At 73.7% G+C, this 23,601-nt stretch carries 20 protein-coding genes; 11 read left to right on the top strand and 9 right to left on the bottom strand.

Annotated elements, in window-relative coordinates:
* Positions 1-11 precede the first annotated feature (11 nt).
* Positions 12-1,919: a phosphatase PAP2 family protein gene (locus tag ABB07_RS02665; protein ID WP_208897042.1), complete on the bottom strand. Its 1,908-nt coding sequence runs from the start codon at positions 1,917-1,919 to the stop codon at positions 12-14.
* 238 nt (positions 1,920-2,157) lie between these two features.
* Positions 2,158-3,090 (bottom strand): N-acetylglucosamine kinase, encoded by a 933-nt coding sequence (locus tag ABB07_RS02660; protein ID WP_208897041.1) that lies wholly within the window; start codon positions 3,088-3,090, stop codon positions 2,158-2,160.
* Between the two features lie 286 nt (positions 3,091-3,376).
* Here ABB07_RS02660 and ABB07_RS02655 point away from each other — a divergent pair, with 286 nt between their 5' ends.
* The 5 genes from ABB07_RS02655 (at position 3,377) to ABB07_RS02635 (ending at position 9,911) form a co-directional block, all read left to right on the top strand.
* Positions 3,377-4,522, top strand: a complete 1,146-nt coding sequence (locus tag ABB07_RS02655) for an ROK family transcriptional regulator (RefSeq protein ID WP_208897040.1) — start codon at positions 3,377-3,379, stop codon at positions 4,520-4,522.
* A gap of 299 nt (positions 4,523-4,821) precedes the next feature.
* Positions 4,822-6,153: an ABC transporter substrate-binding protein gene (locus ABB07_RS02650; protein WP_208897039.1), complete on the top strand. Its 1,332-nt coding sequence runs from the start codon at positions 4,822-4,824 to the stop codon at positions 6,151-6,153.
* A 46-nt stretch (positions 6,154-6,199) separates the two neighbouring features.
* Positions 6,200-7,177: a carbohydrate ABC transporter permease gene (locus ABB07_RS02645; RefSeq protein ID WP_208897038.1), complete on the top strand. Its 978-nt coding sequence runs from the start codon at positions 6,200-6,202 to the stop codon at positions 7,175-7,177.
* Between the two features lie 20 nt (positions 7,178-7,197).
* Positions 7,198-8,076 carry a carbohydrate ABC transporter permease gene (locus ABB07_RS02640; RefSeq protein WP_208897037.1) on the top strand — a complete coding sequence of 293 codons (879 nt, stop codon included), beginning with the start codon at positions 7,198-7,200 and terminating at the stop codon, positions 8,074-8,076.
* A gap of 5 nt (positions 8,077-8,081) precedes the next feature.
* Positions 8,082-9,911 carry a hypothetical protein gene (locus tag ABB07_RS02635; RefSeq protein WP_208897036.1) on the top strand — a complete coding sequence of 610 codons (1,830 nt, stop codon included), beginning with the start codon at positions 8,082-8,084 and terminating at the stop codon, positions 9,909-9,911.
* A 6-nt stretch (positions 9,912-9,917) separates the two neighbouring features.
* Here ABB07_RS02635 and ABB07_RS02630 read toward each other — a convergent pair whose 3' ends face one another.
* On the bottom strand, positions 9,918-10,580 hold the full coding sequence (locus tag ABB07_RS02630) for a nucleoside/nucleotide kinase family protein (protein ID WP_208897035.1): 663 nt from the start codon (positions 10,578-10,580) through the stop codon (positions 9,918-9,920).
* Between the two features lie 85 nt (positions 10,581-10,665).
* Between ABB07_RS02630 and ABB07_RS02625 the strand changes: the two genes are divergently transcribed.
* Together ABB07_RS02625 and ABB07_RS02620 are read left to right on the top strand one after the other, a co-directional pair.
* Positions 10,666-11,406, top strand: a complete 741-nt coding sequence (locus ABB07_RS02625) for an HAD family hydrolase (RefSeq protein WP_208897034.1) — start codon at positions 10,666-10,668, stop codon at positions 11,404-11,406.
* Positions 11,403-13,784, top strand: coding sequence for a glycoside hydrolase family 65 protein (locus tag ABB07_RS02620; protein WP_208897033.1), 2,382 nt, complete (start codon positions 11,403-11,405; stop codon positions 13,782-13,784). The genes ABB07_RS02625 and ABB07_RS02620 overlap by 4 nt, the downstream gene beginning before the upstream one ends.
* Before the next feature lie 165 nt (positions 13,785-13,949).
* Here ABB07_RS02620 and ABB07_RS02615 read toward each other — a convergent pair whose 3' ends face one another.
* Positions 13,950-14,843, bottom strand: a complete 894-nt coding sequence (locus ABB07_RS02615; RefSeq protein WP_208897032.1) for a M56 family metallopeptidase — start codon at positions 14,841-14,843, stop codon at positions 13,950-13,952.
* The gene (locus ABB07_RS02610) at positions 14,840-15,223 is read right to left on the bottom strand and encodes a BlaI/MecI/CopY family transcriptional regulator (protein ID WP_208897031.1); all 384 of its coding nucleotides are present in this window, start codon (positions 15,221-15,223) and stop codon (positions 14,840-14,842) included. Before ABB07_RS02610 ends, ABB07_RS02615 begins: the two co-directional genes overlap by 4 nt.
* A gap of 167 nt (positions 15,224-15,390) precedes the next feature.
* Between ABB07_RS02610 and ABB07_RS02605 the strand changes: the two genes are divergently transcribed.
* The 3 genes from ABB07_RS02605 (at position 15,391) to prcB (ending at position 18,785) form a co-directional block, all read left to right on the top strand.
* A complete protein-coding gene (locus ABB07_RS02605; protein ID WP_208903242.1) occupies positions 15,391-16,878 on the top strand; it encodes a hypothetical protein in 1,488 nt (495 codons plus the stop codon).
* Positions 16,875-17,855, top strand: a complete 981-nt coding sequence (locus ABB07_RS02600; protein ID WP_208897030.1) for a lysylphosphatidylglycerol synthase transmembrane domain-containing protein — start codon at positions 16,875-16,877, stop codon at positions 17,853-17,855. The genes ABB07_RS02605 and ABB07_RS02600 overlap by 4 nt, the downstream gene beginning before the upstream one ends.
* Before the next feature lie 75 nt (positions 17,856-17,930).
* Positions 17,931-18,785 (top strand): proteasome subunit beta, encoded by an 855-nt coding sequence (gene prcB / locus ABB07_RS02595; protein WP_208897029.1) that lies wholly within the window; start codon positions 17,931-17,933, stop codon positions 18,783-18,785.
* 347 nt (positions 18,786-19,132) lie between these two features.
* Here prcB and ABB07_RS02590 read toward each other — a convergent pair whose 3' ends face one another.
* Genes ABB07_RS02590 through ABB07_RS02580 form a run of 4 tightly spaced genes read right to left on the bottom strand, consistent with a single transcriptional unit; the run spans position 19,133 to position 21,288 of the window.
* The gene (locus ABB07_RS02590; RefSeq protein WP_208897028.1) at positions 19,133-19,798 is read right to left on the bottom strand and encodes a response regulator transcription factor; all 666 of its coding nucleotides are present in this window, start codon (positions 19,796-19,798) and stop codon (positions 19,133-19,135) included.
* Positions 19,752-20,507, bottom strand: a complete 756-nt coding sequence (locus ABB07_RS02585) for a phosphatase PAP2 family protein (protein ID WP_208897027.1) — start codon at positions 20,505-20,507, stop codon at positions 19,752-19,754. The genes ABB07_RS02590 and ABB07_RS02585 overlap by 47 nt, the downstream gene beginning before the upstream one ends.
* A complete protein-coding gene (locus tag ABB07_RS41465) occupies positions 20,504-20,626 on the bottom strand; it encodes a hypothetical protein (RefSeq protein WP_279617371.1) in 123 nt (40 codons plus the stop codon). The genes ABB07_RS02585 and ABB07_RS41465 overlap by 4 nt, the downstream gene beginning before the upstream one ends.
* Positions 20,626-21,288 (bottom strand): DedA family protein, encoded by a 663-nt coding sequence (locus tag ABB07_RS02580; RefSeq protein WP_208897026.1) that lies wholly within the window; start codon positions 21,286-21,288, stop codon positions 20,626-20,628. The genes ABB07_RS41465 and ABB07_RS02580 overlap by 1 nt, the downstream gene beginning before the upstream one ends.
* Positions 21,289-21,508: 220 nt before the next feature.
* Here ABB07_RS02580 and efeU point away from each other — a divergent pair, with 220 nt between their 5' ends.
* Complete coding sequence (efeU, locus tag ABB07_RS02575; protein ID WP_208897025.1) at positions 21,509-23,539, top strand: iron uptake transporter permease EfeU; 2,031 nt, start codon at positions 21,509-21,511, stop codon at positions 23,537-23,539.
* The last annotated feature ends 62 nt before the right edge of the window (positions 23,540-23,601 follow it).

Below are 23,601 nucleotides of genomic sequence, written 5' to 3'. Positions count from 1 at the left end.
CCCCGGAGGCGTCACCGCTTCACGAGTCGTACCGACAGACCTTCTGCCGTGTACACGGGTACGGCCCGCAGCCCGCCGGAGTTCACCTCGATCCCGGTGAACCGGCCGCGCAGCCGGGGCGCGTCGACGACCGGCAGGGTGCTGCCCTCGGCCGGCGGCCGCTCGGTGTCCAGCCGCAGCGACAGCACCGCGGAGTCGCCCAGCACGGCGAGGTGCCGCACCGCCAGCGGCGCCTGGTGACCGGCGCGCAGGGGAACCTCCAGCGTGCCCGCGTCCTGCGCGTACGCGCCGCGCACCCGCAGCCGCCCGGCCACCCGCAAGGTCCCGCCCGTGACCCGGACGTCCCCGTGACCGAGGGCGTCCGCGCAGCCGGCGACCAGCGTGCCCTCGGCCAGCGCCGTCCCGCCCGTGTAGCGGTTGCGGCCGGTCAGCGTCAGCGAGCCGGAGCCGTACTTGGTCAGCCCGCCGGGCCCGCCGATGTCGTTGCGCCAGGCGTCGGCCGCCGAGAAACCGCCCGCCGCCGCGTCCAGTGTGACCGAGACGCCGGCGTCGAAGGCGCCGTAACCGTCCGCCGCGGCGAACAGGTTCAGCCGTCCCCACTGCTCGAAGCCGTCGAGGAGCACGTACCCGGAGGGCAGGCCGGTGGTGCGCAGCACCTCGCGGCGCTGATCCGCCGTCAGGTACGGCAGCCGGGTCTCCAGCAGCACCTCCGCGCCCTTCGGCACGGTCAGCGGCACATCGCGGCCCCGCCGGGCGAGGACGTACGTCAGCCGGGGCCGGACGGCGCGCGAGTTGGCCTCCCGGTCGGCGTACGGGTCGGTGCCGGTGTGGGCGTAGGCGTACAGCGTGTCGGCGGTGGTGCCGGTCCGTGCGGTGAAGTAGGCGAGGGCCTGGGCGCGGGCGGCGGCCTTCAGCCGCGCGTTGGCGGGGTCGGCGAGGGTGGCCGCGGCGAGCGCGGTGGCCGTGATCCGGCCGCCGATGACGTCGACGGGGTGGTGCATGCCCGCCACGATCCGGGTGTGGCTCAGCTCGAACGCGCGGGTCACCAGCTCCTGGAAGCGCTCGGGTACGGCGTAGGCGTAGGCCAGCGCGGCCAGGTGGAAGGCGTTGGTGTGGCCGCTCGGGAAGCCGCCGTCGTCGGCCGGGGACGTGCCGCGCTGGCGCAGCAGCTGCGGGGCCACGGCCACCGGCGAGTCGTACACCGGGAAGCCGAACGCGTCCGTCTCCCCGGTGTCGACGACCTCGCTGTCCTCGGTCAGGCGCCAGGGACGCGGGTACTGGTAGGCGTACTTGGCGGGGTTGCCGGAGGCGTAGGGGCCGCGCACGGTGTCGACCAGTTCGGCGACCTTGCCGAGGTCCGAGTCGTGGGCGCCGGCGCCGAGCGCCGAGCCGGGCGGTGCGTCCGCGGGCACGGCGTCGCTGACGGTGGTCGCGGGTGTGCCGTCGGGCGCGCCGGTGATCGACGTGACGGCCTTCGCGCCCGCCTTGTAGAGGCCGGCGAGCGGGCCGAGGCCGGCGATCAGCGCGTAGCTCTGGTGCTGGCGGTCGTGGACGAACGCCTCCTTCGCAGCCGCGTCGGTGCGTGTCCGCGTGACGCGGGCGCAGTAGTCCATGTCGGCGCGCAGCACCTCGGGGCGCAGCGGGGTGCCGGTGTTCCAGGCGGAGCCGGTCTTCCACACCTGGGCGAAGCCGCCGAGGATCCGGACCACCGCGTTGGTCTCGGGCGTGAGGTTGGCGATGACGTTGGTCCGGTAGTCGTCCACGAACGCGGCCGGGGCGGCGGCGGCCTTGGCATCGGCCGCCGGCAGCCACGCGGCGACGGCCGGGGCGGCGAGCACGCCCGCCGACGCGGCCAGCGAGGTCTTGAGGAACCCGCGCCGGTTCAGTACGGAGGAGGGGTGCCCGGCAGGTGACGGCATGCCTGTGCCTCTCAGGGGTCGTCCACGGGGGCGCTTCGGCGGGATGTGCCGTTGTGCGAGCCCGTGGAAAGGAGGGGGAGAAGAAGGGGAAGAAGTTGAACCGGGGAATATCTAGGGCTGCGGTGTGTCCCGCCGTGGAGGCCCCGGTGATCTCCGCGTGCTCTGCGGGTGAACGCCGCCGCGCACGGAAACGCCCGCCGCGGCACAGGAGCGAACGCTCAGGCAGGCAGGCGAACGCTCACGCCGTCACCGGAGGGAACGGCCTGCGGCCCCCCAGCAGGGACCGCGCCAGCGCCACCGCCCCGTCGACCGGCGGCACCCGCAGCGGCTGCGGCCGGGCCGACGGCAGGGCCTCGGCGAGAGCGGCGGTGAACGCGTCGTGGAGCAGCGGCCGGCCGAGGATCGTGCCGCCCGCGACCACCACGTCGTCCGCCGCCACACCACGCCGGGCCAGCAGTGCCACGAGGGAGGCCAGCGAGCGGCCCCCGGCGAGGATCACGGAGCGGGCGAGCGCCGAGCCGGCCTCCGCGGCGGCGAAGACAGCGGGCGCGTGCCGCCCCCACGCGGCGGAGGGATCCGTGGCGTGCTCCAACGCGGCGCCCAGTGCGGGCACTTCGGGCACCCCGAACGCCTCGAGGAGGGCCGCCGCCAGCGCGTCGGGCGGCTCGCCGCGGTCGTGCGCGGCCCAGCAGGCGCGTGCCGCCTCCCGGACCAGCCCGGCCGCGCCGCCCTCGTCGCCGAGGGCCGCACCCCAGCCGCCGACCTGCACGAGAGTGCCGTCGGCGCGCCGGCCCACCGCCACCGATCCGGTGCCGGCGACCAGCCCCACGCCCTGGTCCAACCCGGCGGCGGGCACCAGGAGTTCGGCGTCGCCCACGACCAGCGCGGGCACGTCGAAGTGGAGGTGCAGGGCGAGGCGGATCCGCTCGCACTGGCGCGGGGTCTCACAGGCGTGACCGCCCACGGCCAGCGCCGACGGGCGCAGGCCGGACGGCAGCGCGTCGGCGATCAGCCCGGCCAGCCAGGACGCGGCGGCCACGGGGTCGTGCGGCCGCCAGCCGCTGCTCGCGCGGACGTGGTCGGCGACCCGGGTGTCCCCGGCCACGGCGCGCAGGTGCGTCTTGGTGCCGCCCACGTCGATGCCGACCAGGACGGGCAGGGAGTCCTGCACGGAACCTCTTTCGTCGGTGCTCCGGGTGACGACGGCGGGCGAACCGTGCCTTGCTGGGGGAGTGTCGGACAGGTCGGGAAGCCCCGGGACGGGCCTCGGGCGGAGTACGGCAGGCGAGTACCGTGAAGTTCGTTAGGAAATTAACTAACGAAGTAGAGTGGCGTCAAGAGGCGTCGCGCGCGGGCCGCTGGGAACGACCGGACCGCACCGCGCGACGCCAGGAGTCCCATCGCCGTGCCCGGCGGGCGAGCCCTGCCGAGAGCGGTCCTTGACCTGTGGGAGAACCGTGGAACACGACGTGGTGACGGCGCCGCGGCTGTCCGAGAGCGCGAGCGCGGTCTTCGCCGTGCTCGCCCGGGCGGGCAGCGCGACCCGGCCGCAACTGGCGAGCCTCGCCGGCCTGTCCAAGCCGACGGTGTCCGCCGCCGTCGCCGAGCTGCAGAGCGCCCGGCTCGCCGCCCCCTCCGGCACCGCCTCCAGCGGCACCGGCCGCACCGCCGCCGTCTACCGGCTCGGACCGGACGCCGGCGCCGTACTCGCCGTGGACCTGGGCCCCGAGCTCACCCGGGTGCGGGGCTGCGCCCTGGACGGGACCCTGCTGGCCGAGGCCACCGGCTCCCGGGCCGGCGCCGCCGACGCCGTACGCGAGGCCCTCGGCGCGCTGCCCGCCCGCGTCCCGCTGCGCACCGTCGTCGTCGCCGTCGGCGATGTCACCGCACGGGCCGCGGAGGGCGGCGCGATGCGTCCGGCGACCGAGAAGGCGGGGCCGGTCTTCGACGCCATGGCCGTCGCACTGCCGCCGGGAGTCCCCGTCCACCTGGAGAACAACGTCAACTGCGCCGCCCTCGCCGAGCTTCACGAGGGCGCCGCCCGGGGTCGCGGCACCTTCGGCTACCTCCGCGTCGGTGTGGGCGTCGGCCTCGGCATCGTCGTCGACGGACGGGTGCTGCGCGGGGCGAACGGCGCCGCCGGTGAACTGGCCCGGCTGCCCTACCCCTGGGACGAAGGCCGCGAGCCGCGCCTGGAGGCGCTGGAGGAGTACATCGGCGCCGAGTCACTGCTGCGGCGCGCCGCCGAGGCCTGGCGGGACACCGACGGGCCGTGCCCGAGCGGCACCGAGCGGCTGTTCGCCCTCGCCGGCCAGGGCTGCGCCCCGGCCCGTGCCGTCGTCGCCCGGCACGCCGCCGACGTGGGCCGGCTCGCCGCCGCGGTGGCCGCCGTGCTCGACCCCGGGCTGATCGTGCTGGGCGGCGGCACCGGCGCGGACCCGCAACTCCTGCCCGGGGTGCGGGCCGAACTGGCGCGGCTGAGCTGGCCCACCGAGGTGGTCAGCAGCACGGTCGGCGACCTGGGCACCGTCGTGGGCGCGGCCCGGCTCGCGGTCGCCCGAGGTGTCCGAACCGTGACCGAGGCCGCGCGAAGGAAGGATTGACGGCCTCCGGCTCGTTCTGCCAATGTCCGGACAAGCGCTTTCTAAGCCGGTCGGGACACCGGCTTGGGGTGGCATCCGGGCCGTACCAGACGTACGGCGCGGCGCACGAGGGCGTGCTCGTGCGACACCGGCCCCGCATGGCCGGGGTCCCACCCGTACAAGGCGGTGCGGCCGGGCGAGGCCGCCCCCGGGAGGCGCGCGTTCCCGAGCAACGCATCCGGGCCGCAGCGCCCGCACACCGCATCCGTGCCGCGACGACCGGCCGGGACTTTTCGTCACGCACTTTCAGGGAGGACCCGGTGGGTCACCAGATCTCGCGCAGAACCCTCTTCCGCACCGCGAGCGGGCTCGCCGTCGCAGGCGCCCTCGGCCCCGCCCTCACCGCCTGCGCCGGCGGCACCGGGGCCGGCACCACCAGCGACAAGCTGACCATGACCTGGTGGGGCAGCGACGAGCGGCACGCGGCCTACAAGAAGGCGCTGGCCTACTTCCAGCAGAAGAACCCGAAGACCAAGATCCAGGAGACGTACTCCGGATACGACGGCTACTTCAACAAGTTCAACACCCAGATCGCCGGCGGCAGCACGCCCGACCTGCTCCAGATGGACACCGCGCTGGTCGCCCAGTACGCCCGCAAGGGTGTCCTCGCCCCGCTCGACGAATACGTCGGCAAGTCCCTGGACCTCACCGGCTTCTCCAGGACCCTGCTGGCCGCCGGCACCGTCGACGGCAAGCTGTACGGCGTCCCCTCCGGCATCGGCACCAACCAGCTCACCGTCAACCGCAGCGGTCTTCAGAAGCTGGGCCTGAAGTTCCCGGACGCCGAATGGACCTGGGCCGACCTCAGGAAGATCGCCCTCGACGTGCACAAGAAGAGCGGCGGCAAGCTCTTCGGCGTCGACGACGGTGGCGGCGGCACCCTCAACGCCTTCGAGATCTTCGCCCGCGAGCACGGCCAGAACCTGTTCTCGGACGACGGCAAGAAGCTCGGCTTCACCCCGGACACCCTCCAGGCGTGGTGGGAGTACTGGGCCGAGATGCGCAAGGCCAACGCCTCCCCGGCGGCCGCGGTCACCTCCGCCGCGCACAACGACCTCACCAAGAACGGCGTGGTCATCGGCAAGACCCTCTTCACCTTCGACATCGGTGTGTACGGCGCGGGCGGCTCCATCACCGGCGCCACCCTGGACTTCCTGCCCACCCCGCAGGGCGACTGGTCCGGCGCCCGCGAGGGCAACTTCCTCAACGGCGGTGTGCTGCTGAGCGCCACCAGGTCCAGCAAGCGGGTCGCCGACTCCGTCAAGATCATGTCCTTCTTCGCGCAGGACCCGACGGCCATCAAGGACATGCAGCTGCTGCGCGGCATCCCGCCGACGGAGAAGGCGCGCGGCCTGATCAGCGCGGGCCTGGACGACACGGACAAGCGGGACATGGCGAACGCCGACTACATCTCCCAGCGGGTCGCCAAGGCCACCAACGCGCTGCCCGCCCCGCCGCCCCCGCCCGCGGCCGCCACCCAGATCTGGGACCTGCTGTTCCAGTCGAACCTCGCCATCGCCTTCGGCAGGACGACGATCAAGGCGCAGCTCGGCAAGTTCTTCGACCAGGCGGAGCAGATCCTGAGCGCCTAGCCGGCGCCGCACCACCGAACACCGGGAGAGGGCCAGGGAGATGAGTATGACCACCGCGCGGACCGGGGCGGTCGCCAAGGAGCCGTCGGCTCCGGCGACCCCGCCCGAGAAGCGGGAAAGCGACCGCATGCGGCGCCGGCTCGCCAGACGGCGGGGCGGAGGATGGTGGCCGTACGTCTTCCTGGCCCCCTGGTTCGTCGGCCTGTTCGGTCTGACGATCTACCCGATGCTGGACTCGCTGTACCTGTCCTTCACCAAGTTCGACCTGCTGTCGGCCCCGGAGTGGATCGGTGCCGGCAACTACCGGAAGATGTTCACCGACGACCCGGTCTTCTGGGACTCGGTGCACGCCACGCTCCTGTACGTCGTCGTCTCCGTCCCACTGAAGCTGGCGTTCGCGCTCGGCGTGGCGATGCTGCTCAACCGCCCGCTGAAGGGCATCGGCCTGTACCGGGCCGCCTTCTACCTGCCCTCCCTGCTGGGCGGCGCCGTCGCCGTCGCCATCGTGTGGCGGCAGGTCTTCGGCGGTGACGGCCTGTTCAACCACTTCCTGGGCTGGTTCGGCATGACCGGCCAGGACTGGATCTCCAGCCCCGACACCGCGCTCTACACGCTGGTGCTGCTGGCCGTCTGGCAGTTCGGCACCCCCATGGTCATCTTCCTGGCCGGTCTGAAGCAACTGCCGAAGGACGTGTACGAGGCGGCCGCCATCGACGGCGCCGGACCCGTCACCCGCTTCTTCAAGATCACCCTGCCGCTGCTCACCCCGATCGTCTTCTTCAACGTCGTCCTGCAGATCATCGACGCGTTCAAGACGTTCACGCCCGCCTTCGTCATCAGCAACGGCACCGGCGGACCGCTCAACTCGACCATGCTGTACTCCCTGTACCTGTACAAGAAGGGTTTCGCAGACCTGCAGATGGGGTACGCCTCGGCGCTCGCCTGGGTGCTGTTCCTGGTCATCGCGGGCTTCACGGCGGTCAACTTCATCGCCGGCCGCTACTGGGTCCACTACGACGACTGAGCGAGGAGCCCGTTCCGATCATGTCCGCCATCACGCCGAGCGTTTCACCGCTCCAGAAGCTCCGCTCGCTCACCGGCCCCCGCCGCATCCTCCTGCACACCCTGCTCATCGGTGTCGCGATCGTCATGCTCTACCCGCTGCTGTGGATGCTGAGCAGCTCCCTGAAGCCCGACACCCAGATCTTCACCCACCCCGGACTGATCCCGGGCACGCTGCGTCCGCGGAACTACTCCGAGGGCTGGAGCGGCTCCGGGAACTCCTTCTCGCTCTACATCACCAACTCGCTGATCGTCACGATCGGCGCGGTGATCGGAAACGTCATCTCCTGCTCGCTGGCCGCCTACGCCTTCGCACGCTTCGAGTTCCGGGGCAAGAAGATCTGGTTCGGCCTGATGCTCGGCACGCTCATGCTGCCCATGCAGGCCACGCTCATCCCGCAGTACACGATCTTCTACAACCTGACCTGGATCAACACCTTCCTGCCGCTGATCGTCCCGAAGTTCCTCGCCACGGACGCCTTCTTCATCTTCCTGATGGTGCAGTTCATCCGCTCCATCCCGCGCGAGCTGGACCAGGCCGCGATGATGGACGGCGCCAACCCGCTCCAGATCTACTGGAAGATCATCCTGCCGCTGATGCGGCCGGCCCTGGTCACCACCACGATCTTCACCTTCATCTGGACCTACGACGACTTCCTCAGCCAGCTCGTCTACCTCCAGCAGAACGCCCGCTTCACCGTCCCCCTCGGCCTCACCCTCTTCCTGGACAAGACCAGCGGCTCCTCCTACGGCGCGATGTTCGCCATGTCGACACTCGCCCTCGCCCCCACGCTCATCTGCTTCCTCGTCTTCCAGAAGAGACTGGTGGAAGGCCTGGCCACCACCGGAATGAAGGGCTGACCAGCGTGCATCTGCCCCACCAGCGCGGCCCGCTGCACGACCTGCCGGACACCCCCGACGCCTACGACGCCGTCCTCGCCGACGTCACCGCGCAGGCCCTCGCCCGGCTGACCCCCGAGGGCAACCTCGAACACCCCGACGCCCACGACGACGTCGGCGACACCTCCCTCGGCATCACCTCACTGCTCGCCCTCGCCTGGCAGCGCGGCAAGGACCCCCGGCTGCCGGAGGCCGTCCGCCGCAGCCTCGCCTTCCATCTGCGCGAGCGCGTGTACACCGAGGACAACCCCGGCTACCCCAATCTCAGGGTCACCGACTCCGGTCTGCCCCACGCCCGTTACGTACTCCAAGCCGGAGCCCATCCCATCGGCGACTGGCCCAGCACGGCCTGGGCACTGCTCCAGGCGGTCAACGTCCTCGACGCGGCCGACGGCCTCCTGGACGACGAACAGTACGCGGCACTGCGCGAGTTGGCGCACGGCTACTGGCGGTGGCTCACCGAGGCCACCTTCTTCAACCCGCAGGAGGCCGGGAACCAGGCGATCGGCTGCGTGGTGGGCGGCCTGATGCTCGCCCGCCATCTCCCATGCGAGCAGGGCGAATTGGTCAGGGCCCGAGCGCTGAGCCTGTACGCCGACGAGATCCGCGCCCACCGGGTACGCGACCGGGGCGCGCTGCTGCCTCCCGAGCACGGCGGTGCCTACGACAACAACTACGGCCCGATCTCCCTGTCCTTCCTGGCCCAGGCCCACCGGGTCAGCGGCGAGGAGATGTTCGCCGAGGACGGAGACACCCTCGCCCGCTATGTCGACGCCCGGCTGACCTCCGGCGGCTACGACAACGGCGGCCCCCGCTACAGCGAACAGCACTCCGGCTTCGAATCCGTCCTGGGACTGCGGTACTTCGGCGCGCGCATCCGCGCCGACCTCGGCCGCTACCGGGGCGACACCCGCTGGGCCCGGCACGCGGTCAAGGCCGACGGCGGAATCGACGGACACTTCGCCTTCATGCTGGTCTGGCAGATCCAGGACACCACTCGCTGGCACCGCGGGCCGTCGCAGACCCGGCACCGCCACCAACTGCGCTCCGGCACGGTGTCCGTGGCCTTCGACAGCCGGATGACCCCCTCGCTCATCGAGGCGGGCGGCACCTACTACCTGCCGGCGGCCGTGCGCCGGCAGCACGGGTTCGGACCGGTCACGGACGGCTTCCTGCTGTGCCGCCCCATGGGGGAGGCCCGGGTCGCGGACGTCCGCCCCGACGGGCTCACGGCGAAGCTGGTGACCAAACCGGTCGTCGGCCGCGACCACGTGCTGCGCCATGTGCGCTCGCTGTACGTCACCGACGGCACGCGCCTGTGGGTGACGGTGGCCGTGGAGCGGCTCGACGGGACGCCGTACCTGCTGTCCGGGCTGCCGTACGCCGCCGACGAGGGCGACCGGGTGCGCCGTACCGCCGAGGGCGAGGTCGCCTCGGCGGGTGGCCTGCGCCTCACGCACCCCGCGGACTCCGGCCCCGACCACTTCGACACACGTGCCGAACGCACGCAGGAGCAGGCGGCGTTCGCGCTCGCCGCCGACCCGCGCGGCTACGGCAACCCCGACGAGGGCTGGCGCCATCTGGTGTCCTCCAGCGCGCTGGAGGCCGGGCCGGTGCCGGGTGCGCCGGAGGGGTTGCATGTGTTCGCGGTGCGGTACGGGCCGGGAGGGGTGTTCGCGCCGCTCGTGGAGGAGGGCGCGGACGGGCTCACCGTACGCACGGAGGCGTTCACGGCGGTCGTCGGCCCGCCGGCCGGGGACCGCCGTGGGGAGCCGTCCCTCACCCTGAACCGCTGAGCGCCTTCAGCCCTCGGGGAGCACCGATGCCGCGAGCACGGCCGCCGGCACCACCAGGTCCGCCCGCTCCCGTGTCGTCGCCACCAGGTCGGCGTTGCGCTGGTCCGTGCCCAGCACCCAGGCCACGGCCGTCTCGTGGTCCTTGCCGAACTGCTCGTGCCGGGCGACCAGCCGGCGGATGCGCTCCTGCTCGTCCATCTCGCAGAACCACACCGCGTCCAGGCACGGCCGCACCCGCGCCCACGAACCCTCCGCCAGCAGCAGGTAGTTGCCCTCGGTCACCACCAGCCGGACGGCCGGCGGCACCGGGATCGCGCCCGCGATCGGCTGCTCCAGCACCCGCTCGAACCCGGGCGCGTACACCACGTCGTCGGTGTCCTCGCGCAGCCGCCGCAGCAGTGCCGCATAGCCGGCCGCGTCGAAGGTGTCCGGCGCACCCTTGCGGGCGCGGCGGCCGAGCCGGTCCAGCTCGGCGTCGGCGAGGTGGAAGCCGTCCATGGGGACGTGTGCGGCCCAGGGCGGCCCGTCGGTGTTCAGCGCGCGCACCAGATGCTCGGCGAGCGTGGTCTTGCCCGCGCCGGGGCTGCCCGCGATGCCCAGTGCGGCACGCCGGCCGTCCCGGACGAGGCCACGGGCACGGTCGAGGAGGTCGTCGAAGGTCAGCGGCACACAGGAGAGTGTGTCACCAGGAGTTCGCGTGATGTGTGGCGTGCGCCACTCACTGGATGGCGCCGCACGGGGAACAGTGCTGGGTATGACTCAGCTCGGTCTGCCCGACGGAATCCAGGCCTGTCTCTTCGACCTCGACGGGGTCGTCACCAAGACGGCCGTCGTGCACGCGGCGGCCTGGAAGGAGACGTTCGACGCGTTCCTGCGGGGCTACGCGGGGGAGCGGGGGCGTCCGTTCGACGCGGTCGCCGACTACGACGAGTACGTCGACGGCCGTCCCCGCGCCGACGGCGTCCGCGCCTTCCTCGCCTCGCGCGGCATCCACCTGCCCGAGGGCACCCCGGAGGACCCGCCGGACGCCCGCACCGTGCACGGCCTCGGCAACCGCAAGAACGTCCTGGTGCTGGAGCGGATCCGCACCGGCGGCGTCGAGGCCTACGAGGGCACCCTGCGCTATCTGGAGGCGGTGCGCGCCGAGGGGCTGCGCACGGCGATCGTCTCCTCCAGCGCCAACTGCCAGGACGTGCTGCGCTCCGTCGGCGCCGAGCACTTCTTCGACGTACGGATCGACGGTGTCGTGGCCGCCGAACGGCACCTGCCGGGCAAGCCGCACCCCGACACCTTCCTCGCCGCCGCCCACGACCTGGGCGTCGAGCCGCCCCGGGCGGCCGTCTTCGAGGACGCGCTGGCCGGCATGGACGCGGGCCGCGCGGGCGGCTTCGGATACGTCGTCGGCGTGGACCGGGTGGGCCAGACCGACGCGCTGTACGCGCACGGCGCGAGCATCGTGGTGACGGACCTCGGCGAGCTGGGAGGCAAGCAGTGATCACCGACCGGTCGTACAGCGTGGAGCCGTGGGCCGTACGGGAGACCGCCCTCGATCTCGACGTCCTCGCCCAGAGCGAGTCGGTGTTCGCGCTGTCCAACGGGCATGTCGGCTGGCGCGGCAACCTCGACGAGGGCGAGCCGCACGGCCTGCCCGGCAGCTACCTCAACGGCGTGCACGAGGTGCACCCGCTGCCGTACGCCGAGGCCGGCTACGGCTACCCGGAGTCCGGCCAGACCGTCATCAACGTCACCAACGGCAAGATCCTGCGGCTGCTGGTGGACGACGAGCCGTTCGACCTGCGCTACGGCCGGCTCGTCACCCACGAGCGGGTCCTGGACCTGCGCCGCGGGGTGCTGGAGCGGACCTGCGAGTGGACCTCACCGGCGGGCTCGACGGTACGGGTGCGCTCGACCCGGCTGGTGTCGCTGACCCAGCGGGCGGTGGCCGCGATCGCGTACGAGGTGCAGGCCGTCGGAGGCCGCAGCCGGGTGGTGATCCAGTCCGAGCTGGTCGCCAACGAGACCCTGCCCGAGTCGAACGGCGACCCGCGGGCCGCCATGGCGCTCCAGTCGCCGCTGGAACAGGAGGACCACTTCGCCTCCGGCGGCCGGCTGCGGCTGGTGCACCGCACCCGGCGCAGCGGCCTCAGGGTGGCCGTGGCCGCCGACCACGTCGTCAGCGGCCCCGAGCGCACCACCACCCGCAGCGAGAGCGGCACCGACGTGGCCCGGCTGACGGTCACCGCCGTACTGGAGCCCGGGCAGAGCCTGCGGGTCGAGAAGCTGGTCGCCCACGGCTGGTCCGGCACCCGGTCGCTGCCCGCGATGGCCGACCAGGTCGACGCCGCGCTCGCCGCCGCCGCGCACGACGGCTGGCAGGGCCTGCTCGCGGACCAGCGGGCCTGCCTGGACGACTTCTGGGCCCGCGCCGACGTCGAGACGGAAGGCGACGAGCAGGTCCAACAGGCCGCCCGCTTCGCCCTGTTCCACGTCCTGCAGGCCGGGGCCCGCGCCGAGCAGCGCGCCATCCCGGCGAAGGGCCTGACCGGGTCCGGCTACGACGGGCACGCCTTCTGGGACACCGAGATGTTCGTGCTGCCCGTGCTCACCCACACGGCCCCCGCCGCGGTCGCCGAGGCGCTGCGCTGGCGGTACAACACCCTGGACGAGGCCCGCGAGCGGGCCGCCCAACTCGGGCTCGGCGGCGCCGCGTTCCCGTGGCGGACCATCGCGGGACCGGAGGGCTCGGCGTACTGGCCGGCCGGCACCGCCGCCTTCCATGTGAACGCCGGCATAGCCGACGCCGTCATCCGGTACGTCGAGGCCACCGGCGACACCGTGTTCGAGCGCGAGACCGGCGTGGAACTGCTGGTGGAGACGGCCCGGCTGTGGCGCTCGCTCGGCCACCACGACGCCCACGGCGTCTTCCACATCGACGGCGTCACCGGCCCCGACGAGTACAGCGCGGTCGCCGACGACAACACCTACACCAACCTCATGGCCCGGCAGAACCTGCTCGCCGCGGCCGACGCCGCCGAACGCCATCCGCGCGAGGCGGCACGGCTCGGCGTGGACGAGGAGGAGAGCGCGGCCTGGCGGGACGCCGCCGAGGCCATGCACATCCCCTACAACGACGAACTCCGCGTCCACGAACAGCACGCCGGGTTCACCCGCTACCAGCGCTGGGACTTCGCCGGCACCCGCCCCGACCAGTACCCGCTGCTCCTGCACTTCCCCTACTTCGACCTCTACCGCAAGCAGGTCGTCAAACAGGCCGACCTGGTGCTGGCCATGTACACCTGCGGGGACTTCTTCGATAAGGGACACGGCGAGGACGGCGCGCGGGCCGCGGAGGGCGCGGAGCAGGTCGCCCGGAACTTCGCCTACTACGAGCCGCTGACCGTACGGGACTCCTCCCTGTCGGCGTGCTGCCAGGCCGTCATCGCCGCGCAGACCGGCCATCTGGACCTCGCCTGGGACTACACCACCGAGGCCGCGCTGATGGATCTGCAGGACCTGGAGCACAACACCCGCGACGGGCTGCACATCGCCTCCCTCGCCGGTACCTGGATGGCGCTGGTGGCGGGCTTCGGCGGGATGCGCCGCGACGGCGAACGCCTCCGGTTCGCCCCCCGCCTGCCCGAGCGGCTGAGCCGGCTCGCCTTCAACGTGCAGTTCCGCGGCCGGCGCCTGCGCGTGGACATCGGCGCGGACAAGGCGACGTACGCGCTGCTGGAGGGGGCGCCGCTGTCCCTGCGGCACCATGGGGAGCCGCTCACCGTGAGCACGGACGAGCCGGCGGTGCGGGCGGTGCCGCCGGCCGGCCGCCGACCGACGCCCGAGCAGCCGCTGCACCGGGCACCGAACGGGAGCTGAGCGGATTCCTGCTGGGAGTGCCGGGCTACTAAATGTGCCAGGTTCTGTCCTTGGCCGGCTGCGGCGCCGTCGTGGCTGGTCGCGCCCACGCGGCGGAGCCGCATATCGGTACAGCCCCGCGCCCCTTTGGGGCGCTTTCATACGGGCGCTTTCATACGGGCGCTTTCAGTCGAGCACGCCCGACAGTTGCCGCAGCAGGTCGCCCGTCGCGTCCGCGGCCAGCAGTGCGGCGAGGGTGGCCAGGAGGAGGACGGCCGCGGCGGCCGGCCACAGCCGTGGCGGTGGGCTCGTGTGCAGGGCTGCGATGCGGCGGGTGACGGCGCGGTCGGTGAAGTGCAGGGCGCAGGCGGTGCGGGACGGACCGGCGGTGAGTGCGGCCCGGGCCAGCGCGCGGGCGGTGGTGCGCCGGTCGCCGACCGTGGCCGCCGCCTGCTCGTCGGCCCACCGCTCCACGAGGAAGCCGACGGCCCTGCGCACCGGGCCGAGCAGCGGGTCGGCCGCCGCCGCGAGCGTCGCCGCTGTGACCAGTGGCCCGTGCCGGTGGGTGAGATGGGCGCGCTCGTGGGCGAGCAGCACCCGGCGCTCGGCGGGCTCGAGGGCGCGCAGCATCGCCGAGGTGACCAGGATCCGGCCCGGCCGGCCCGGGATCGCGAACGCCTTCGGCACCTCGCAGTCGGCGACGACCAGTTCGGTGTCCGCCGGGTGTCCCGCGCACAGCCGGCGCAGGGCCCGCCGGGTGCGGCGCTCGGCGCGTACGGCACGGGTGATCCGTACGGCGATCGCCACCAGGGCCAGGCAGGCGGCGAGGCCGATCGCCCCGGGCACCGGATCCGTCACCGGATGCCCGTTCTCGCGGGCCTCACGGATCACCGGCGGGGCGTCCCCGAGGAGCGCGGCGGCGAGCAGGACCAGCGACCAGGTGGTGGCCGCGGCCGTCAGCACGGCCGCCAAGGTCAGCACGCGCGCGGCGAGCGCCGGGGCGACCCGGCGGGCGACCAGCGGGCCGGCCACCGACAGCAGCAGGGACAGCAGCAGCGGGGTGTACACGTCGAACCTCATGCGCCGCCTCCGGCGAGCAGTTCGCGCAGCGCCCGCTCCTCCTCGGCGCTCAGCCCGGTCACGAACTGCTGGAGCGCGGCGATCGGATCCGGGCCCCGGTCCAGGGCCTCGTGCATGGCTTCGGCGGTCAGCTCGGCCGCGTTCTTCGCCGGCCGGTACGCGCCGCGCCGCCCGTCGGCGTCCCGCAGCACCAGCCCTTTGTCGTACAGGCGTTTGAGGATGGTGTGCACCGTGTTGTAGGCGAGCGCCCCGTCGATCCCGGCCTGGATCTCCGCCGGGGTCAGGGGCCGCTCGGTGGCCCAGAGCGCGGCCAGCACCTCACTCTCCAGCTCACCGGCGCTGCGCCGCTCCGCCCGGTCGCGGGACCCTGTGCCAGCCATGCCCCAACCTTACAGCGCGTAGTGCCGTCGGCCGGATGGCCCCACCCTCCCGGCAGAGGGCCGGGGTTCGGGGTAGTTTGGCGGTGTTTTCCCCGACTCCCGTCTCCGGCCCTACAGGCTGTAGGGTTGCAAGGGTCCCCGCACGCCGCGGGGGCAGAGGGGTGATGATGGCCGGCAGCGCGCACGCCACACTCGTCGGATTCCGGCGCTCACGCTCACCGCGCACGTCCCGCGGCACCCGGCCGGCCCGCGCCACCGCCCCGCTGGCGGCCCTGGCCGCCGCCTTCACCCTGGCCCAACTCCTCCTGGTCCGGCCCGGCATGGGCCTCGGCTGGGACGAGACGGTGTACGTCAGCCAGGTCAGTCCCCAGGCCCCCGCCGCCTTCTTCAGCGCACCCCGGGCCCGGGGCGTCTCCCTGCTCGTCGCGCCCGTCGCCTCCTGGTCCACCTCCACGGCACTGCTGCGGTTCTACCTCGCCGTCCTGTCCGGCCTCGCCCTGTACCTGGCCCTGCGCGCCTGGCGCGGCCTGTTCCCGGTGCGCGTCCTCGCCCTCGCCGGCGCCCTCTTCGCCTCCCTGTGGGTCACCCTGTTCTACGGCCCGCAGGCCATGCCCAACTACTGGGTCGCCGTCGGCGCCCTGGCCGCCGTCGGCTGCTTCCTGCGCGCCCGCGCCGAGCGAGCCGGGCCCGGCGCCCTGTGGGGCCTGGCGGCAAGTGCCGCGCTCATGGCCCTGATGCGGCCCATGGACGCCGTCTGGGCGGTGCTGCCGCTGCTCGTCCTCGGCCTCGCACGCCGCCACTGGCGGGCGCTCGCGGTCCTGCTCGCCGGGCTCGCGGGCGGCAGCGCCGAGTGGGTGATCGAGGCGTACGCCGACTACGGCGGCCCGCTGCGCCGGCTGTCCGAGGGCTCGGAGATCCAGGGCGGCCTCGGCTGGCACCTCGCCGTCGTCGACCAGTTGCGCAGCCTCGGCGGCCGGGCGCTGTGCCGGCCGTGCACCGGCGCCCTGCCCGATCCGGTGGTCACCCTCTGGTGGTTCGTCCTGCCGCTGCTCGCCGTGCTCGGGCTCGTCGTCGCCGTCCGCGCCCGGCGGACGACGGCCACGCTGCTGCCGCTCGCCTGCGCGGCCACCGCCGCCTTCCCGTACCTGTTCATGATCGGCTACGCCGCACCGCGCTTCCTGCTGCCGGCCTACGCCCTGCTCGCGCTCCCGGTCGCCGGCGCGCTGGCACACCTGGTCACGGCGCCGCGCGGGCCCTGGCGGCCGGTCGTCGCCGCACTGCTGTGCCTCGGACTGGCCGGCCACCTCGCGGTGCAGCTGGCCGTCCTGGAGAACACGGTCGACGGCACCACCGAGGCCCACCGCGGCTGGTCCCGCACGGCCGCCGCGCTGCACCGGCTCGGCGTCCGCCCGCCCTGCCTGCTCACCGGGGACGGGGCCATCCCGGTCGCGTTCTACACCGGCTGCTCCTCGGCCGCGACGACCGGGCACAACGCCAACAGCACTCAGGGGGCCATCGTCCAGGCCGCCCGGCGGATCCCGGTCGCCGCGCTGGTGCCCGACGGAACCCGGCCACCCGGATACGCCCGCGACTGGCCGTCCGAACCGCTGGGCGCACAGCGGCTGTACTACTCCGTACCCGGGGGCGACCGATGACCTCCCCGCCGGGCACCCGGGGACGGCCGCCGGCGTCCCCGCCGGACCTCTTCACGTCCCCGGGCCGCCGGCACGCCCGTTGGCACGCCGGTGTCCTGCTCGCCGTCCTGCTCGGCGGGCTGTACCTGGCCCGCCGGCACTGGCCCGCGCTGGAGAGCGGGGCCGGGCGGCTGGCCGGCGCCGACCAGGGCTGGCTGCTGGTCGGCGCGACCGCGGCCCTCGGCACCTGGGCGGCCTCGGCGCTGGCCCAGCAGGGCGCGGTGCCGCGACGGCTGCCCGGATCCCGGCTGGTCGCCGCACAGTTCGCCGCCTCCGCCGTCAACCACCTGCTGCCCGCCGGGCTCGGCGCGGGCGCGGTGAACCTCAGGTTCCTGATGCGCTGCGGACTGCCCGCGGGCCGCTCGGCCAGCGCCCTCGCCGTCAAGGCCACCGCCGGCGCCACCGTCCGCCTGGCCCTGATCGCCCTGATCGCCCCCGCCTGCCCCGGACTGCTGCACCCGCCGCACCCCACCTTCACGACCCTCGCCGTCGCCCTCGGCGCGCTCGTGCTGCTCGCGGCCCTGCCGGCCACCCCCTGGTGGGCGCGCTGCCGCCGGGCCCTCACCGCCGTAGTGGCCGACATCCGCGCCCTGCACACCTGCCCGGCGCGAGCCGCGGCCCTGTGGGGCGGCTCCCTCGCCTTCGCCGCGCTGCACTCCCTCGTCGTCGTCGCCGTCGCCCAGGCGGTCGAACTGCCCCTGCCCCCGCTCCAGGTGGCCCTGCTCTACCTCGCCGCCAGCAGCGCCGCCGTCCTGCTGCCCACCCCGGGCGGCCTCGGCTCCCTGGACGCGGCGCTCGCCCTCGCCCTCACCGTCTCCGGCGCGCCCGGCGCGGCCGCCGCCTCCACGGTGCTCGGGTACCGGCTGCTCACCGTGTGGCTGCCCCTGCTTCCGGGGCTGCTGGTGCTCGGGGTGCTGGTGCGGCGCAAGGCCCTGTGAAGGGCGGGGAGTTTCCCGCACGCCCACCACTGGTAGGAGTCGGGTGTCGCATGCCGCACAGGAGGGGGGAGAGCCATGCCGGGGAACGACACAGCGGGGCTGCCGGACGAGGCGTTCTTCACACCGGGGACGTCGTCCTTCACCGAGTTCCTGGCCGCGCACCGCCCCGGGCTGCTGCCCACCGCGCCCGTGCTGCCCGCCGGGGCACGCATGGCCCCCGACCGGTTCCCGCACGGCACCACCGTGCTCGCCCTCACCTACCGCGACGGCGTGCTGATCGCCGGCGACCGCCGGGCCACCATGGGCCATTTGATCGCCCAGCGCGACCTGGAGAAGGTGCACCCCGCCGACGACCACACGGCCGTCGCCTTCGCCGGGACCGTCGGCCTCGCCGTCGACATGGTGCGGCTCTACCAGGTCGAGCTCACGCACTTCGAGAAGATCGAGGGCACCCCGATGACCCTGGCGGGCAAGGCGACCCGGCTCGCGGCCATGATCCGGCAGAACCTCGCCCAGGCCATGCAGGGCCTCGCCGTCGTCCCGCGGCTCGCCGGGTACGACCTCACGGCGCCCGACGGCGGCCGCGGCCGCATCTTCGGCTTCGACGCGGCCGGCGGCCTGTACGAGAAGGACGACTTCTACGCCGAGGGCTCCGGCTCCCCGTACGCCCGCGGCGCCCTGAAGAAGCTGTACCGGCCGGGCCTCACCCGGCGTGAGGCCGTCCTCGCCGCACTGCAGGCGCTCTACGACGCGGCGGACGACGACTCGGCCACCGGCGGCCCCGATGTGAACCGCCGTATCTTCCCCGTCGTCTCCGTGATCACGGCGGACGGCTTCGAGCGGCTGCCGGAGTCGGAGACCGGGGAACTGAGCCGGGAGACGGTCCGGCAGCGCACCGCCCGCCCGGACGGACCGCACGCCGCGTCCTGACCGGGTGCCGCGCCAGGTGCTCATGATGCGTTCGGTGACCCGCGAGGACCTCACCGAGCAGAGGCCGGCCGAGCGGACCGGCTGACGCGGTGGTTCCTGCGGCCGGTCCGGGCGACGCGGAGCGGCCGCCGGTGGTCAGGGCGGTCAGCCGACGGTCAGGGGCCGTCACCGGGCGGTCAGGAGGTGGGCGGGGGAGCGCGTGGGCAGCCCGTCGGCCGACCGCCGCCGTACCGCAGCACCGCCCCGGATCCGCCAGCACCGCCCTGGATCCGCCCCGGCGGAACACCCGGCCGCGCAGGGCGCGTCGCGCGAGGTGGGGGAGCGGTGATCGCCGCTGCGCGGCGGTCTCATGCCAGGCGGTGGCCGATCCCCCGCGCGGTGGCGATGGTCCGCTCGCTGCCCGCCGCGCGCAGCTTGCGGCGCAGGCGGGTCAGATACTGGTCCAGCGTGTTGTCGCTGACCTGCGCCCCCTCCGGCCAACCCGCGCGCAGCAGTTCGCAGCGGCGCACCAGCTCCCCGCCGGCCGCGGCGAGCGCCGCCAGCAGCCGGAACTCCGTCGGCGTGAGGTCGACGCGGCGGCCGGACACGGTGGCGCTGTGCCGGACGGCGTCCAGCACGAGTCCGTCCGCGGCGGCCGGGACCGGCGGGGGCGCCGACCGGCGCAGCGCGGCGCGCAGCCGGGCGGCCAGTTCAGCGAGGTGGAAGGGCTTGGGCAGATAGTCGTCCCCGCCGGCCGAGAAGCCGGACAAGCGGTCCGCCAGGCCCTGCCGCGCGGTCAGGAAGAGGACCGGGGAGAGGAAGCCGCCCGCCCGCATCGCCTGGCAGACGTCGCGGCCGTCGGCGTCGGGCAGGCCGACGTCCAGTACGACGGCGGCCACGTCCGGTGTGGCCAGCCGCAGGGCGGTGGCGCCGTCACCGGCGCAGACCGTGTCGAACTCCTCGTCCTGCAGACCACGGCGCAGCACGTCACGCAGGGCGTGATCGTCCTCGACGATGAGGATCCTGGGGCGCATGTCTCTCCACCGGCCCGTCGGCCGTGTCGTCCGGGTGGGGTGTGCCCGGCTCCGGGGCACGGGGGAGGTATCGCCCGGGCAGCCACCGGGCCACCGCGCAGACGAAGACGCCGAGCCAGCCGACGGCGAAGAGCCAGCCGCCGACCACGTCCGTGAACCAGTGCACGCCCAGGAGGACACGGGTCAGCCCGACCCCCGCCCCCCAGCACGCGACCAGCAGACAGAGCGCGGTCCTGCCGCGCGGCGCACGCAGGCACAGGGCCGTGATCAGCAGTCCTGCCGTCAGCGCGGCCGTGGTGGTGTGACCGGAGGGGAAGGACCAGCCGGAGGCGTGGGTCTGCCAGTCGTACCGGGGCGGCCGGGCCCTGGTGACCAGCTCCATCACGCCGTACCGCACCGCCTGGCCCGCGCCCAGGCAGACCACGCCGAGCAGCACGGCCGGCAGCCGCTGCCGCCCGGTGCGGGCCGCGATCAGTCCGGCCAGGACCACCAGCACGTACGGCACGGCACCCGTGCCCGTGGCGGTCAGGCCGCGGGCCACCGCCAGCGCGACCGGCGGCCGGTGTCCGACGGACCAGGACAGCAGGCCATGGTCCGGGCCGAGCGGGTCGCCCTGGTCGCTCACCAGCACGGCGGCCAGCGCGGCGAAGGCCATCCAGGCGCCCAGGGCCACCGTGCCCGCCCGCTCGGCGATGTTCCCGGGCTTCATGGAGTTCCCGCCCCCGGCAGCGGGCGCAGCCAGGCGCCCGCCGGCCGCCCCGCCAGGCCGTACGCCGGCCGCACGGTGAGGGTGTCGTCGACCGAGGAGACCGGTGGGGCGGGAGGCATCAGCGGGCCTCCCCCTTGGCCGCCCTGCGGGAGCGCAGCACCTCGGCGGCGAGCGGGAGCAGGGACAGGACGACGATCAGCGCGATCACCGGCAGCAGGTACTTGTCGATGTTCGGGATCGAGGAGCCCAGCGCGTATCCGGCGAGGGTGAGACCGAGGCTCCACACCAGCCCGCCCGCCACCTGCCAGAGGGTGAAGGTCCGGGCCGGGACCTCGAGCGCGCCCGCCAGCGGGTTCAGCACCGTGCGCACCACGGGGATGAAGCGGGCCAGCACGATCGCCTTCGCGTGTCCGTACCGCTCCAGCAGTTCTTCGGCGCGCTGCGCGCCCTCACGCAGCTTGGCCGAGCGGCTGCGGGCCAGCAGCGCCCCGCCCGCCTTCCGGCCGAGCAGGAACCCGCACTGCGCCCCCGCCAGCGCGCCGACGGCCGCCGCGACGAGCAGCGGCCCGAGCGAGAGGTGCACCGCGCTGTCGGCCTTGCCCGTGCACAGCAGCCCGGCCGTGAACAGCAGCGAGTCTCCGGGCAGGAAGAATCCGATCAGCAGCCCCGTCTCGGCGAACATCACCACGCCGACGCCGAGCACGCCGAAGGCGGCGAGCAGCGAGTGGGCGTCGAGCACGTTGACCGCGAGCTGCGACGCCAGGTGGGGGGGAGTGGCCATCGCCGTACGCCCTTTCCTTCGACTGTGACTTGGGCTCCGAAAAGATCCGACTACACATTTGTAGACGGTCTGTCGGACCACAAACGAACCGGGAGCGGCGAACGTTCCCGGACTTTGCCCGGCCATTACTTACTCATGACTGGCCGACTGCATGGTCATCGTCATCATGGTCACGAAGGTAAGGTATGCCTTCACTAACTAACAGGGAGGGCAGCAGGGCATGTGGGACGACGCGTTTCCGAGTTTCCTGATCGGACTCAGGGAGGGACTGGAAGCCGGACTCATCGTCTCCATCCTGGTCGCCACCCTGGTGCGGGCCGAGGCGCGCTCGCGGCTGCCCCAGGTCTGGACCGGCGTCCTGGCCGCCGTCGCCGTGGCGATGAGCTTCGGCGCGGTGCTCACCTTCACCGCCGCGTCCATGCCGCAGACCGCCCAGGAGGCGTTCGGCGGCACCCTCAGCGTGATCGCCGTCGCCTTCGTCACCGCCATGGTGTTCTGGATGCGCCGCTCGGCCCGCGGCCTCTCCGGCGAGCTGAAGGAGAAGGTGACCGGCGCCCTCGCCATGGGCTCCGGCGTGCTGGTCCTCACCTCCTTCCTCGCGGTCGGCCGTGAGGGCCTGGAGACCGCCCTGTTCCTGTGGACCACGGCGCAGGCGGCCGGCGAGTCGGCCGGACCGCTGACCGGCGCCGGCATCGGCCTCGTCCTCGCGGCGGGCCTGTGCTGGGGCCTGTACCGGCGGGTGCTGAAGATCAACCTGACGAAGTTCTTCACCGCCACCGGCGCCGTCCTGATCGTCATCGCCGCGGGCGTCCTCGGCTACGGCCTGCGCGACCTGCAGGAGGGCGGCGTGCTGCCCGGCAAGACCGCCTACGCGGTCGACCTGGCGAGCAGCGTCGACGCCGGCTCCTGGTACAGCACCCTGATCCAGGGCGTCCTCAATCTCAACCCCACCATGACCTGGCTCCAGGTGGTGGCCTACGTCGCCTACCTGGCCGTCGTGATGACCCTGTTCGTGCGCGGCGTGCGGGCCACGGCCCCGAAGCCGGCGAAGGAACGCCCCGGGCAGGAGCCGAAGGCCGGCCGGCCCGAGCGTCGTCGGCCGGTCTGGGTGCTGCCCGCCGCCGTGGTCGCCGTACCCGCCGTGATCGCCGGACTGGTCGTCGCCCTCGCCAAGCCCAAGCCCGCCGGCGACCAGACTGTCGCCGTCTCCGAGACCGAGTGCGGCAAGGGCTTCACTGCGCCCAGGCCCGGCCGGCAGACCTTCCAGATGCACAACACCGGCGGCAAGACCTCCGAGGTGTACCTCATCGACCCGTCGACCAGCGCGGTCTACGGCGAGATAGAGGGCCTCGCCCCCGGCACCACCCGCGACCTCGTCGCCACCGTCGCCGGCGGCACCTACGCCTGGCGCTGCGTCCCCACCGGCGGCAAGGCCGTCACCTCCAGGGCGGTCACCGTCAGCGGCGGCGGCGCGGCCAAGCCCGTCGTCCCCGTCTCCGAACAGGACCTCGCGACCCCCCTGAAGGCGTACAAGGCGTACGTCGGCCAGGGCCTGGGCACCCTCGTCACCCAGACCCGCACCCTCGCCGACGACATCGAGCACGGCCACCTGGACAAGGCCCGCACGGACTGGCTCACCGCGCACCGCACCTACGCCTCCCTCGGCGCCGCCTACGGCACCTTCGAGGACTACGACCAGAAGATCGACGGCCGGGCCGACGGACTGCCGGACGGCGAACGGGACAAGGACTTCACCGGCTTCCTCCGCCTCGAGTACGGCCTGTGGCACGGCCAGTCCGCCAAGGACCTGACCGCCCCGGCCCGGCAGCTCGCCGCCGACGCCGCCGGGCTGCAGAAGGCCTTCCCGGGCCAGGACTTCGACCCCGGCGACCTGCCGCTGCGCGCGCACGAGATCCTGGAGAACACCCTCCAGTTCGAGCTGACCGGCGACACCGACGAGGGCAGCGGCACCAACCTCGCCACCGCCGACGCCAACCTCAGCGGCACCCGCGAGCTGCTCACCGTCCTCGAGCCGCTGCTCACCAGCCGCGCCCCGAAGCTGCTCCCGACGGTCGACGCGGACATCGCCCGTGTGCAGAAGCTGCTGGACGCCGCCCACGACGGCACCCGCTGGACGCCCGTGGACCGGCTCGCCCAGGCCGACCGGCAGCGGCTGAACGGCGCCACCGGCCAGCTGCTGGAGGACCTCGCCCCGATCCCGGACCTGCTCGAGATCCGGAAGTCCGCCTGATGACGGAAGAACGCCCGATGCCCGATGCCCGCCGGATGACGTCCGCGCACCCGCACCCCGAA

Origin of the sequence: Streptomyces incarnatus, from assembly GCF_001027185.1 — a bacterium.
GTDB classification, from domain to species: domain Bacteria; phylum Actinomycetota; class Actinomycetes; order Streptomycetales; family Streptomycetaceae; genus Streptomyces; species Streptomyces puniciscabiei.
Note: the sequence above shows the minus strand (reverse complement) of the source record. Positions and strands in the feature narration are given on the sequence as shown.

Coding starts and splice junctions, on each gene's coding strand:
- ABB07_RS02585 (WP_208897027.1), bottom strand. CDS start 20,507: ATGAAGCCCGGGAACATCGCCGAGCGGGCGGGCACGGTGGCCCTGGGC.
- efeU (WP_208897025.1), top strand. CDS start 21,509: ATGTGGGACGACGCGTTTCCGAGTTTCCTGATCGGACTCAGGGAGGGA.
- ABB07_RS02610 (WP_208897031.1), bottom strand. CDS start 15,223: ATGGCTGGCACAGGGTCCCGCGACCGGGCGGAGCGGCGCAGCGCCGGT.
- ABB07_RS02665 (WP_208897042.1), bottom strand. CDS start 1,919: ATGCCGTCACCTGCCGGGCACCCCTCCTCCGTACTGAACCGGCGCGGG.
- ABB07_RS02605 (WP_208903242.1), top strand. CDS start 15,391: ATGGCCGGCAGCGCGCACGCCACACTCGTCGGATTCCGGCGCTCACGC.
- prcB (WP_208897029.1), top strand. CDS start 17,931: ATGCCGGGGAACGACACAGCGGGGCTGCCGGACGAGGCGTTCTTCACA.
- ABB07_RS02645 (WP_208897038.1), top strand. CDS start 6,200: ATGACCACCGCGCGGACCGGGGCGGTCGCCAAGGAGCCGTCGGCTCCG.
- ABB07_RS02600 (WP_208897030.1), top strand. CDS start 16,875: ATGACCTCCCCGCCGGGCACCCGGGGACGGCCGCCGGCGTCCCCGCCG.
- ABB07_RS02615 (WP_208897032.1), bottom strand. CDS start 14,843: ATGAGGTTCGACGTGTACACCCCGCTGCTGCTGTCCCTGCTGCTGTCG.
- ABB07_RS41465 (WP_279617371.1), bottom strand. CDS start 20,626: ATGCCTCCCGCCCCACCGGTCTCCTCGGTCGACGACACCCTCACCGTG.
- ABB07_RS02580 (WP_208897026.1), bottom strand. CDS start 21,288: ATGGCCACTCCCCCCCACCTGGCGTCGCAGCTCGCGGTCAACGTGCTC.
- ABB07_RS02590 (WP_208897028.1), bottom strand. CDS start 19,798: ATGCGCCCCAGGATCCTCATCGTCGAGGACGATCACGCCCTGCGTGAC.
- ABB07_RS02640 (WP_208897037.1), top strand. CDS start 7,198: ATGTCCGCCATCACGCCGAGCGTTTCACCGCTCCAGAAGCTCCGCTCG.
- ABB07_RS02625 (WP_208897034.1), top strand. CDS start 10,666: ATGACTCAGCTCGGTCTGCCCGACGGAATCCAGGCCTGTCTCTTCGAC.